The following is an 11,793-nucleotide window of genomic DNA, read 5'->3' as shown; positions in this document are numbered from 1 at the left end:
GAATCACCGGCACACAATACAGAATGAACAGGGTCTGGAGGAGAAAATGAGGAATCCATATTTCAAGGTCGCGGTAATTTCCGCGGGCATGATGGCGGCGCATGCCCATGCGCAAAGCACGGTCACGTTATACGGTGTCGTCGACACGGGCCTGATGTACGTCCATAACAGCGGTGGGAAGTCGACGCAGCTGATGATGGCAAGCGGAACGGAATCGGGCTCGCGGTGGGGGCTGAAGGGCAGTGAAGAACTCGGCGGTGGACTCAAGGCGATCTATCAGGTCGAAAACGGCTTCAGTTCGACGTCGGGCCGCCTCGGCCAGGGCGGCCGGATGTTTGGTCGCCAGGCCTACGTCGGCCTGTCCGATGCGGGCAGCTGGGGTTCGATCACCCTTGGACGCCAGTACGATCCGCTGATCGATCTCGTACAACCGGTGCAGGGCGACAACTACCTTGGCGGATTCTTCTCGTCGCCGGGCGATATCGACAACGCCGATAACAGCGTGCGCGTCAACAACGCGATCAAATGGTCGAGCCCGAGCTGGTCAGGGCTGCAATTCTCCGCGATGTATTCGTTTGGCGGCGTAGCCGGTGCGACCGGGTCCGGTCAGACGTACAGCGGCGCGGCTGCATATACCAACGGGCCGCTCGCGGTCGCGGCCGGCTTCCTGCATGTCGACAATGGCAATGGCTCGGTCGCGCAGCGAGCGAATACATCCGCCGATTCGCTGTTCAACAGCAGCGTCAACGCGGCGTATGCTTCCGCGCGTTCGGTCAATATTGCACGAGCAGGTGGCCGATATACGCTGGGAGCATTCACGCTGGGCGGCTATTACAGCTACTCGCAGTACAACCCCGATGCCTCGTCGGCGTTCGGCCGTTCCGAGAAATACCACAACGGCTCGGTATACGGCGTATGGCAAGTCAGCCCGGCGCTGCTGGCCGAGGTCGGCTACAACTACCTGCGTTCGCTGGGCGATTCGTCAGCCAAGTATCACCAGTTCAGTGTGGGTGCCGACTACAACATCAGCAAGCGTACGGACATCTATACCGTCGCGTCCTACGGGCGCGCGACAGGCCAGAATGGCGCCGGTGCGGCCCAGGCAGTGATCGGGTCCATGGATATCGATGCCGGAAAGCGCTCTCAGGCCATCGTGACGGCGGGCTTGCGCCACCGGTTCTGACCTGTTTCGAGCAACTTTCTCCAGGAGCAATTGAACGGCCCCCGAACGACTGAAGAGGGGGCCGCTTTTTTGGTGGTTCATCGAGGATTACCCGGGAACGCGGCGTGGAGCTTGAGGAAGACGTGCGCCTCGTCGCGGTACCGGTAAGCCCGGCGATTGATGATCTTGATGGTGTCGTCAATACCTTCGACGCGACTGGTATGGCGTGGATGCCGGCAACGGGCCAGGATTCCGCGGCAATACCGTTGTAGACGCGGAGCAAACCCTTGGACTTGAAGGATGCGGCCACGCACTGAGCCACTTCATCGACCGTGATTGCGGCGGCAGGCCGGCGACACCTGCATGTCGTCGGCCTGTCGCCGGGGCCGGTCGATTCGATCCAGCGGAAGTGCCGCCGGACGGGTCACTCCGAACGCGCGCTCGTCAGGTGATGGTAGCGCTCGAGGCTCTCGTTGAGATGGCGCCGCATCGCGCGGCGCGCGCCGCTTTCGTCCTGGCGCTCGATGGCGTCCAGGATATCGCCGTGTTCGCGCTGAATCCGCTTGATATACGTCTTGCGCTCTTTCAGATTCGCCTTGGCGTGCTTCAGGCGCAGATCGCCGATGATCTCCTGCCCGAGGGAGCGCAGGATCGAAACGAAGTGAGGGTTCTCGGAACACGTGGCGACGGCCAGATGGAATTCGAAGTCCGCCCGCGCGCATTCGGCGTCGTTGTCGATCGCGACGATCTCCATCCGCGCATACACTTCCTTGAGTGCCTTCAAATGCGGTTCCGAGCGGCGCCGTGCAGCATAAGCGGCACCTTCGGTTTCGATTCCGCTGCGCAATTCGAGCACGTGCATCGAATTGTTCAGCGTCGTCGAGTCGATGAAATTCAGTTCCGATGCCTGATCGGTTTCATCGGTGACGAACACGCCGACTCCATGGCGGGCGATCAGGCGGCGTCCGAGCTTGAGCGACGCGACGGCTTCGCGAATGACGGTACGACTCACGCCGAATTCCGAACACAGCTCCGGCTCGGTCGGCATTTTGGAACCCTTCGGATATTCACCGCGATCGATCTTGTCGGTCAGCGCCTGGATGACGAGTTCGGTCAGGCTGCGGCGCCGCCCGGAACTGGCGGCATTCTTGAGGAGAGTTTCAGCGTCCAGAGACATTCCGTGTGCTCCACACAGGATAGGATGGCTCTGCAATTGTCGGATGCAGGCGTACCGCGCCGGCGCCCGGTAATCTGTGTGACCTGCGCCGTATGACATATTACGACTTTAGCATACTCGCGGGTACGCCCGCGCTCGCCTCGCGGACAGGCGGGAGGCGAGCGCAGGTTCGTTGATCTACGTCACGCGTAGATATAGCCGCCACTGACGATCACGTTCTCGCCGGTCGCGTAGGTATTGCGGCTGCTTGCCATCATCACGACCCATTGCGCGATTTCCTCGGGTTCGGCCGCGCGGCCGAGCGGGTTGGCCGCAGCCAGCTCACCGAGGAAACCGAGCTTTTTCGCGCGGTCGGTAGCAAAGCCCGCCGGCGCGACCGAGTTGACCAGGATGCCGTCCTTCGCGACCTCCTGGGCGAACGATTTGGTGAGGCTGACGACAGCCGCCTTCGTGGCCGCATAGTGTCCGTTTTGCGGATGCGCCTTGAACGCGTCGACCGACGTGATGTTCACGATGCGGCCTGCCACGTGCGCTTCGACCTTCGGCCGTGCACGCATATGCTCGATCGCGGCGACCATCATGTGATAGGTGCCTTTGATGTTGACCGCGTTTTCCAGATCCCATTCGTCATCCGAAATTTCGAGCAGCGGGCGGCGCGGATAGATCGCCGCGCTGTTGACGAGGCAATCCACACGTCCCAACGCTTCCAGCGCCTGGCCGAACACGGCATGCGCCGAGTCTTTGCGCGTGATGTCGCCTTCCGCGCCGAATACCTGATGACCGTCCGCCCTCAGGGTACGGACGGTTTCATCGAGCAGCGGGCCGTTCTTGTCGACGAGTGCGATGCGCTCCACGCCGTCGGCGAGCATCAATTTGGCGATCGACAGGCCAAGGCCCGATGCGCCTCCGACGATGACAACGCGTTGATTTTTCATGATTCGTGATTCTCCATTCCTAAAGACGGTGACTAGCTGACCGACACGATTTGCGAACCGCCCGCGGCCTGGTCGGTCGGGAACACTTCCATCCTCGATACGTCGACATAGTCGGGAAGGGCGATGGCGGTCGCGATCAGTTCGGCGATGTGTTCCGGCTGAATCGAGCGGTACGCGTCGTAGAGCTTTTCGTTGGCGCCGGCCTCGCCGAGCGCGGTGCGATACAGGCTCGTCTGGACCCGGCCCGGCGCGATTTCGGTCACGCGAACCTTGCTGCCGAGCAGGTCGCAGCGCAGCGAGTCGCAGAACATGCTGATCGCGGCTTTCGTTGCGCCATACACGGCGGTGTTCGGATGCGGAAAGCGGCCGGCGCTGGAGCCGATGAAGAAAAGGTGGCCGCGCTTTCGCTCGAGCATGCCGTCAAGAGCCATCTGCGCGATGCGCAGCGGCGCACGCAGATTGACGTCGATCATGCGGTCGATATCGTCAGGCGCGCATTCGCCGAACTTGGCGATGGCCGGCAACAACCCGGCGTTGTTGACGACGACGTCGATTTCCACGCGCTCGAACAGTGCCTGCAGCGGCGACGTATCCTGCAAGTCGACGGTGATCGGTATCGCGCCGAATTCCTGCGCCAGCGCATCGAGTGCGGTGGCGTCCCGTCCGAGCGCATAGACTTTCAGACCGTCCGCGGCAAGCCGGCGGGCGATTGCGCGTCCGATGCCGCTCGATGCACCGGTGACGAGCGCGGTTTGATACGGCTGAGCATTCATGGTGTTGCCTTTCGTTGTGCGGGGTATCGGAGGCCTCAGATCACGCCTTCCTCGAGGAACGGTCGATTCTCGACGACGCGGTCGTAACCGAGCGGCGAGAGATCGAGCGAGCGGTACTCGCCATATGTGATCAGCTCACCGAGACCGCGACCGATTGCCGGCGACTGCTGCAGTCCGTGGCCGCTGAAGCCGTTGGCGAACAGGAAATTCGTGACTTCCGGATGCGGTCCGACGATTGCGTTGTGGTCGAGCATGCAGAAATCGTAGTGTCCCGCCCACGAATTCACGACCTTGATCGCTTCAAACGCCGGGATGCGTTCAGCGAGCGCCGGCCAGATGATCTCGTCGAACTCCGAATGCACGACGTCGAAGTCGTTGACGTCGGCAAGCGGGTCGGGATCGGGATAGCAGCCCGTCAGATAGTACTTGCCCTCGGGGCGGAAGAAGATCCCCGTCGTGTCGATCGTGAGCGGCACGGTGCCCGTGAGCGGCGTGCGGCAGTCGAACACGAACAGGCACCGCTTGCGCGGCTCGACCGGAATCTCCAGGCCAGCGAGGCGGGCCATCGCCGGCCCGCGCGTGCCGGCGGCGTTCACCATCAGGCCGCATCCGATCGTCTCGCCGCTCTTCAGCTTGATGCCGGTGACGCGCGAGCCTTCGCGAACGAGATCGACCACCTCGTTTTCGATGTATTCGATGCCGAGCGAGCGGGCCTTGCGGCGCATGCCCTGCAGCAGGCCGTAGCTGTCGAACCAGCCTTCGCCGCTTTGCCCGTACACGCCGTTGACGAGCTGGTCCGTGTTGAGCCACGGGAAGCGTGCCTTGAGCTGTTCCGGATCGAGCAGCACGACGTCCGCGCCATGCTCGCGCTGCGTCTTGTAGTTGCGCTCGAACATCGGTGCACCTGCTGCATCGCCGAGATACAGATAGCCGTTTTCCTTGAAGCCGAGTTCCGGTGCATCGCCGTCGACTTCGACGAGCTCGTGGAAGTGGCGGATGAACTCGGTGCCGAACTGCGAGATCTTGATGTTCAGCGGATTCGAGAACTGCTGACGAATCGACGCGCTCGACAAGGCCGTCGCGGACTGCGCATACGTCCAGTCGCGTTCGACGACGAGCACCGAGCCCTTGAAGTCGGGATTCTTCGCGAGGAAATACGCCGTGGCGCTCCCGACGACCGCGCCGCCCACGATGACGACGTCGTAGTGCGTCTTTGCTGCTTGCTGTGCCATCTCTTTGCCTTTCAAAAGTATCGTGCCGGGTCGACGTGCTCAGTCGACCTTGGGATCCTCGAAGTGCCCGTCGGCGGCGAACTGGCCGCCCTGGAAGCGCACCGCCGGATGGCGCGGGTCGGGCGCGCCCGTATTCGCATAGACTTCCGCGCGGTAGACGTCGGCCGTGTCCTTCGGGCGATAGCCGAGATAGGCGGCCTGCGTGTTGTCCCAGAAGTTCGCGCTGTTGTTCGAGTTGCCGTACACGATCATGTGGCCGACGCTCGGCGTCATCAGCGACTGGACGCAGAGATGCGAGAAGTCGTCGTAAGAAAGCCAGGTGGCGAGCATGCGGCGATCGACGGGCTTCGGGAAACAGGAGCCGATCCGCAAGCACACGGACTCGATGCCGAACTTGTCGAAGTAGTAGCGCGACAGATTCTCGACGAAGGTCTTGCTGACACCGTACAGGCTGTCCGGTCGCTGCGGCGAGTTTGCATCGATCGTCTGCGTGCATTCGTAGAAGCCGATCGCGTGCACGGAGCTCGCGTAGATCACGCGCTTCACACCCGCCTGGCGCGCGCCTTCGTAGATGTTGTAGCTGCCGACGATGTTCGAGTCGAGGATGACCTGGAACGTGTTCTCGCGCGGTGCGCCGCCCATGTGGATGACCATGTCGACGCCTTTCAGCATCTCGAACACGGCGTCGCGATCGGCGAGGTCGCAGATGAAATGCTTTTCGTTTTCACGCGCTTCGCCCAGCGACTGGCGGCCGTTCAGGCTGAGCGTTTCCGCATAGGGGCGCAGCGAGTCGCGCAGCACGGAGCCGAGCGCACCGCCGGCGCCCGTGATCAGGATGTTCTTGAAGGGCGGCTTGATGATGTCGGTCATGGTGCTGTTCCTTATCGGGTGGCCGACGCGTTCAGCGCGTCGAGCGTGATGCCGTAGTCGTCGCGCAGTTGCGCTTCGGAGATATATTCGTTGCGGATGTCGCGCAGCAGTTCTTCCTTGCTGCGTTGTTCCGGCGCGCCGACGCCGCCGCCACCGGGCAGCGACAGCACGACACGCTGGTATTCGCCGACCGCCTGCGTGCCTTTGCCTTTCATTTTCGTGCCGTCGGAAAGCGTCACCTGTCCGGCTGCGCCGGATTTGCCGCCGGCGTGACCGCGCGCGGGATGGTCGATGCGGTCGAACATCGCGTTGAAGCGGAATTCGTAACCGGTCCGCGGCCCGATTTCCACGATCTGACCGAGGCCGCCGCGATGTTTGCCTGCGCCGCCCGATCCCGAGCGCATTTCCTTGCGCCACACGACGATCGGGCCGACCTGTTCGGTCGCCTCGACCGACATCGCGTGGACGCCGCTCGGAAATGCCGTTGCCGACAGGCCATCGAGTTCGGCGCGCGCGCCGGTTCCACCGCTGTTGAACATCAGGATTTCGGCGCCCTTGAGCCCGGACGCCTCGCTCACGGGGCGGGCGCTGACGTGGAGGTTCCACAGTGCGCCGGCGCCTTCGGTCGGCACGCGATTCGGCAGGATCTTGTCGAGTGCGCCGAGCACCAGATCCGGAACGAAGTGACCGAGCACGTGCCGGACGGCCACCGGGCTCGGCCGCTGGGCATTCAGGATGCAGCCGGCGGGCGCCTGCACGCGGAACGGTTCGAGCGACGCCGCATTGTTGGGGACTTCGGGCGCGATGATGCATTTCAGCCCGTAGCACGCATAGGCCTTCGCGTACAGCAGCGGGACGTTGATGCCGAAAGGGCTTGCGGGCGACGATCCGGCGAAGTCGGCGAGCAGGTGATCGTCGGCGACCGTCAGCGTGACGTTCAGCTTGACGGGCGCGTCATAGCCGTCGAGCGTCATCTCGTTGGTCTGCGTGCCGTTCGGCAGGGCGGCGATCCGTTCGAGCGTCGCTTCGCGGCTGCGCGCGAGAATGAACTCGCCGATACCCTCGACGTCGGCGAGGTTGAATTCCCGCAGCATCTCGAGCAGGCGCTTGTGTCCGGTCTCGTTGCAGGAGGCGAGCGCATACAGATCGCCGACGACCTTGTCGGCTTCACGAACGTTGTTGCGAATGATGTTGACGAGGTCCCGGTTGACTTCGCCGCGTTCGATCAGCTTCATGATCGGCACGAACAGGCCTTCTTCGTAGACTTCGCGCGAATCGGGGCCGAACCCGCGGCCGCCGATGTCCACCACGTGCGCGGTGCTCGCGAAATAGCCGATCAGTTCGCCGTCGAGAAACGACGGGGACACGACCGTGAAGTCGTGCAGGTGCCCGGTGCCCCGCCACGGGTCGTTGGTCAGGTAGACGTCGCCTTCATACATGCGCTCGACGCCGATCTCGTTCATGAAGTGTTCGACGGCCTCCGCCATCGTGTTGACGTGACCCGGCGTGCCGGTGACCGCCTGCGCGAGCATGCGGCCGCGCTTGTCGAAGATGCCTGCCGACAGGTCGCCCGCCTCGCGCACGCTGGTGCTGAATGCGGTGCGGATCAGGGCCATCGCCTGTTCCTCGACGACGGAGATCAGGCGGTTCCACATGACCTGCATGTGGATCGTATCGATATTGTTGAGAGACATGGTTACTCCTGATTCGCGGTTGCGGCGGTCAATTCTTTCGAGGTCACGAGCAGGCAACCGTCGGGCTGCACGGTCGCGTTGAACGAGGACGTGACGAGCGTGGAGGTCTCCGGTTCGACGATGATGGCCGGCCCGACGACGGTTTCGCCCACGCCCAGCGCGCTGCGCTCGACGATCGCGGCCTCGACGGATCGATGCAGTGCCGCGTCGAAGATCTGGCGGGTCTTCGGCGTGCTGACCGGATCGAGGCCTTCGACCAGTTTCAGTCGTTCGACCGGGGGGAGCGGCGAGCTTGCCTTCACGGCCCAACTGACGATCTCGATATCCAGCCCGTCGATCGGACGGCCGAAGAATTGCGTATAGGCTTTCGTGAACAGCTCGGCAAACGTGGCGCGGTCTTCCGGGCCGAATCGGCGATAGGGAATGGCGATGGGGATTTCCCAGCCTTGGCCGACGTACCGCATGAACGCCTTCAGCTCGACCACCGGCTCCATGTCGCCCGATCCCTGGCGCGCGAAATGGTTCGCCTCGGTGCCGAGTTGCTCGACGATCTCGTTGAGTACGTTCGCATCGAAATCGTTGAAGCGCATGCTTGCGCTTCGGACGCTTTCATAGCCGAACGGAGCACGCAGGAAGCCGATCGCCGAGCCCACGCCGGCGCCGGGCGGCACGACGAACTTCTTGATGCCGCTCTTCTCGCACAGCCGTGCAGCGTGCAGCGGGCCGGCTCCGCCGAACGTGATCATCGTGTAGTCGCCGATGTCCTTGCCGCTTTCGACCGCGTGCACGCGCGCGGCGTTGCTCATGTTTTCGTCGACGACTTCCGCCACGCCGTATGCGGCTTCCTCGGGGTTGAGCGACAGCGCGGCACCGACGTCGTCGAGCATGGCGCGAGACGCGTTGTCGACCGACAACGGGATGGAGCCGCCGGCGAAGTTGTTCGGATCGAGCCGGCCGAGCAGAAGATCGGCGTCGGTGACGGTCGGTTGCATGCCGCCGCGCTGGTAACACGCGGGGCCGGGCTCCGATGCGGCGCTGTGCGGGCCGACGCGGATCTGGCGCATCACGTCGAGCGACGCGATCGACCCGCCGCCCGCGCCGATCTCGACCATCTCGACGACCGGGATCGAGATCGGCATGCCGCTGCCTTTCTTGAAGCGGTAGGTGCGCGCGACTTCGAACGTGTTGGCGGTCTTGGGCGTGAAGTCGTCGATCAGGCAGATCTTGGCGGTCGTGCCGCCCATGTCGAACGACAGTACGGTGTCGAGCCCGTATTGCGCGGCGATATGCGCGGCGAAGATCGCGCCGCCGGCCGGGCCGGATTCGACGAGGCGTACCGGAAACTCCGATGCGCTTTCGACCGACACGATGCCGCCGCCGGAATGGATGATGAAGATCGGGCACACGGCGCCGGCCGCGCGGACCTGGTCGAGCAGGCGGTCCAGATACGACTTCATGATCGGGCGCACGTATGCGTTCGCGCAAACCGTGTTGAAGCGCTCGAATTCGCGAATCTGCGGCGACACCTCGCTCGAGATCGACACCGACACGTTCGGCAGCCGCGTCTCGATCGCGTTGCGCATCATGCGCTCGTGAACGCCGTTGACGTAGGCATGAATGAAGCCGATCGCGATGCTTTCGTATCCGCCTTGCTCGATGCGATCCACGACGCGGTCGATCTGCGCTTCGGTCGGGGCCAGCAGGACGCCGCCCTGTGCATCGACGCGCTCGCTCAGCGTGAAGCGGTCGCAGCGCTCGATGAGCGGCGGCGGAAGCTTGATGTTCAGGTCGTATTGCTCGAACCGGTTTTCGGTCCGCATTTCGATGGTGTCACGGAAGCCTTCCGTCGTGATGAAGGCCGTTTTCGCGCCGCGCCGCTCGATGAGCGCGTTCGTGGCGAGCGTCGTGCCGTGAATGATGACGCCGATGTCCTTCAGCTCGATGCCCGCCTTGCTTGCGACGATGCCGACGCCCTTGATGATCGCGCGTTCGGGCGCTGTGTAATCCGTAAGGACCTTGGTGGAAAAGAGCTTCCCACCGAGTTCGAGCGCGACATCGGTAAAGGTCCCGCCGATATCCACACCGACTCGTGCCTTGTCGTGACTGGCCACCATGACTCTCCTGTTTAAACCATTGCATGCGCCCTGCATGTGCGGGGCGGATTCGCGATTCACGAACACCGGATTGTGGGGAGGGCGCGAAGGATGCCCGTCACGATCCTTGCCGGCTCGGCACCTGATCTCAAGTGGGTACGAAACCGATGTTTTTTGCTCGTTGACATATGATGAGTGACGTCTTACAGTGCTGTCAACAGAGACAAATTAATTTTCGTGTCTCTCATCCCTGTGTACTCCGGGATTGTTGTTTAAGTTATTGTTTTTAAACGGTATTTGTTGGGTGTTTCGTGCTGGGTGATGTCCGGCTCCAACGTCTGCATGTAACTATACGCGACGCGCAAAATTTGCAAAAACTATTTTTTTCGGAGATTTTTGAGGGCGGCGCGGAAGGTGTCGCGGTTCGGCGGAAGCGGGCGTTTCGGCCGTTCCGGAGGCGTGCTTCCAGGAAGAGGCTCGCATTGCGTCGTCATGCCAGCGATGGGTGCTGGTCGGTTCATTCAACTTGCCTCAGCGAGTGGGGCGTTATGGAGTGTCGGTGGATATTTTCATACAGCAGATTCTCAACGGGCTGGTGCTCGGCAGCGTGTACGCCATCATCGCGTTGGGCTACACGATGGTGTACGGCATTCTCGGGATCATCAACTTCGCGCATGCGGACGTGATGATGGTCGGTGCGATGGTGGCGCTGTCGGCAATCACCGTGTTGCAGAACCACTTTCCGGAACTCGGTAACGTCGCCACGCTGACGATCGGCCTCGCGATCGCCGCGGCCGTCTGCGCATTCCTCGGCTTCACGATCGAGCGGATCGCGTACCGGCCGCTGCGCCGCGCACCCAAGCTCGCGCCGCTGATCACCGCGATCGGCGTGTCGATCCTGCTGCAGACCGCCGCGATGATCATCTGGTCACGCAACCCGCTGCCGTTCCCGCAGTTGATATCGACCGATCCGATCAACGTGATCAAGCCGACCGACACGGCGCCGGGTGCCGTGATCTCGCTGACTGAAATCATGATCATGGCCGTCGCCTTCGTCGTGATGGGAAGCCTGCTGCTGCTCGTGCACAAGACCAGGCTGGGCCGCGCGATGCGTGCGATCGCCGAGAACCCGAACAACGCGAGCCTGATGGGCGTGAACCCGAACTTCGTGATCTCCGCGACCTTCGTGATCGGGTCGATGCTTGCCGCGGTGGCCGGTGTGATGATCGCGTCCGAATACGGCAACGTCCACTTCTACATGGGCTTCATCCCCGGCCTCAAGGCGTTCACTGCCGCGGTGTTGGGCGGGATCGGCAACCTCGGGGGCGCGATGGTCGGCGGGCTGGTACTCGGTCTGATCGAGCAGTTGGGGGCCGGCTACATCGGCGATATCACCGGCGGCGTATTCGGCAGCAACTACCAGGACGTGTTCGCCTTCATCGTGCTGATCATCGTGCTGGTGTTCCGCCCGTCCGGCCTGCTGGGCGAACGTGTGGCCGATCGCGCATAAGGAAACGACATGAACTCCACCCGACAAATTGAACCTGCGCTGACCCTCGTCGAAGAGCGCAACACGACGAAGACTGTCATCATCGGCCTCCTGACCGCGGCCTTCGTGATCGCGGCGCCGATCATCATCGGCTCGGCCGGCGGCAACTACTGGGTCCGCGTGCTCGACTTCGCGATGCTGTACGTGATGCTCGCGCTGGGCCTGAACGTGGTGGTCGGCTTCGCCGGCCTGCTCGACCTCGGCTATATCGCGTTCTACGCGGTGGGCGCGTACACGGCGGCCTTGCTGAGCTCGCCGCACCTGGCCTCGCAGTTCGAGTGGATCGCGGCGCTCGCGCCGAACGGGCT

At 62.9% G+C, this 11,793-nt stretch carries 10 protein-coding genes and 1 pseudogene; 3 read left to right on the top strand and 8 right to left on the bottom strand.

The features are described 5' to 3' along the window. The first annotated feature begins 46 nt into the window (after positions 1 to 46). Positions 47 to 1,183, top strand: a complete 1,137-nt coding sequence (locus tag DIE23_RS16095; protein WP_124613139.1) for a porin — start codon at positions 47 to 49, stop codon at positions 1,181 to 1,183. A 77-nt stretch (positions 1,184 to 1,260) separates the two neighbouring features. Here DIE23_RS16095 and DIE23_RS16090 read toward each other — a convergent pair. The 8 genes and pseudogenes from DIE23_RS16090 to DIE23_RS16055 form a co-directional block, all read right to left on the bottom strand. Further along, positions 1,261 to 1,446 (bottom strand): annotated as a pseudogene (locus DIE23_RS16090) (transposase); the annotation flags it as partial. A 140-nt stretch (positions 1,447 to 1,586) separates the two neighbouring features. Continuing rightward, positions 1,587 to 2,438, bottom strand: a complete 852-nt coding sequence (locus DIE23_RS16085) for a FadR/GntR family transcriptional regulator (RefSeq protein WP_260436080.1) — start codon at positions 2,436 to 2,438, stop codon at positions 1,587 to 1,589. An 83-nt stretch (positions 2,439 to 2,521) separates the two neighbouring features. Beyond that, a complete protein-coding gene (locus DIE23_RS16080; RefSeq protein ID WP_124613048.1) occupies positions 2,522 to 3,274 on the bottom strand; it encodes an SDR family NAD(P)-dependent oxidoreductase in 753 nt (250 codons plus the stop codon). Between the two features lie 32 nt (positions 3,275 to 3,306). Beyond that, positions 3,307 to 4,047 (bottom strand): SDR family oxidoreductase, encoded by a 741-nt coding sequence (locus tag DIE23_RS16075; RefSeq protein ID WP_124613047.1) that lies wholly within the window; start codon positions 4,045 to 4,047, stop codon positions 3,307 to 3,309. 35 nt (positions 4,048 to 4,082) lie between these two features. After that, a complete protein-coding gene (locus tag DIE23_RS16070) occupies positions 4,083 to 5,279 on the bottom strand; it encodes an FAD-binding oxidoreductase (protein ID WP_124613046.1) in 1,197 nt (398 codons plus the stop codon). A 39-nt stretch (positions 5,280 to 5,318) separates the two neighbouring features. Then, positions 5,319 to 6,149: an NAD(P)-dependent oxidoreductase gene (locus DIE23_RS16065; protein ID WP_124613045.1), complete on the bottom strand. Its 831-nt coding sequence runs from the start codon at positions 6,147 to 6,149 to the stop codon at positions 5,319 to 5,321. Positions 6,150 to 6,160: 11 nt separating this feature from the next. Continuing rightward, on the bottom strand, positions 6,161 to 7,843 hold the full coding sequence (locus DIE23_RS16060; RefSeq protein ID WP_124613044.1) for a hydantoinase B/oxoprolinase family protein: 1,683 nt from the start codon (positions 7,841 to 7,843) through the stop codon (positions 6,161 to 6,163). Between the two features lie 2 nt (positions 7,844 to 7,845). Further along, positions 7,846 to 9,957, bottom strand: coding sequence for a hydantoinase/oxoprolinase family protein (locus DIE23_RS16055; RefSeq protein ID WP_124613043.1), 2,112 nt, complete (start codon positions 9,955 to 9,957; stop codon positions 7,846 to 7,848). Between the two features lie 538 nt (positions 9,958 to 10,495). Between DIE23_RS16055 and DIE23_RS16050 the strand changes: the two genes are divergently transcribed. Next, the gene (locus tag DIE23_RS16050; RefSeq protein ID WP_124613042.1) at positions 10,496 to 11,446 is read left to right on the top strand and encodes a branched-chain amino acid ABC transporter permease; all 951 of its coding nucleotides are present in this window, start codon (positions 10,496 to 10,498) and stop codon (positions 11,444 to 11,446) included. A gap of 9 nt (positions 11,447 to 11,455) precedes the next feature. Further along, on the top strand, positions 11,456 to 11,793 hold a 338-nt coding region (locus tag DIE23_RS16045), incomplete at its 3' end, for an ABC transporter permease subunit (protein WP_409364236.1).

This window comes from Burkholderia sp. Bp9143 (assembly GCF_003853645.1).
Lineage (GTDB): Bacteria > Pseudomonadota > Gammaproteobacteria > Burkholderiales > Burkholderiaceae > Burkholderia.
Note: the sequence above shows the minus strand (reverse complement) of the source record. Positions and strands in the feature narration are given on the sequence as shown.

Excerpts from the sequence above, each read along its gene's own strand:
- DIE23_RS16060 (WP_124613044.1), bottom strand. The coding sequence starts at position 7,843 with ATGTCTCTCAACAATATCGATACGATCCACATGCAGGTCATGTGGAAC.
- DIE23_RS16070 (WP_124613046.1), bottom strand. The coding sequence starts at position 5,279 with ATGGCACAGCAAGCAGCAAAGACGCACTACGACGTCGTCATCGTGGGC.
- DIE23_RS16085 (WP_260436080.1), bottom strand. The coding sequence starts at position 2,438 with ATGTCATACGGCGCAGGTCACACAGATTACCGGGCGCCGGCGCGGTAC.
- DIE23_RS16065 (WP_124613045.1), bottom strand. The coding sequence starts at position 6,149 with ATGACCGACATCATCAAGCCGCCCTTCAAGAACATCCTGATCACGGGC.
- DIE23_RS16080 (WP_124613048.1), bottom strand. The coding sequence starts at position 3,274 with ATGAAAAATCAACGCGTTGTCATCGTCGGAGGCGCATCGGGCCTTGGC.
- DIE23_RS16095 (WP_124613139.1), top strand. The coding sequence starts at position 47 with ATGAGGAATCCATATTTCAAGGTCGCGGTAATTTCCGCGGGCATGATG.
- DIE23_RS16075 (WP_124613047.1), bottom strand. The coding sequence starts at position 4,047 with ATGAATGCTCAGCCGTATCAAACCGCGCTCGTCACCGGTGCATCGAGC.
- DIE23_RS16055 (WP_124613043.1), bottom strand. The coding sequence starts at position 9,957 with ATGGTGGCCAGTCACGACAAGGCACGAGTCGGTGTGGATATCGGCGGG.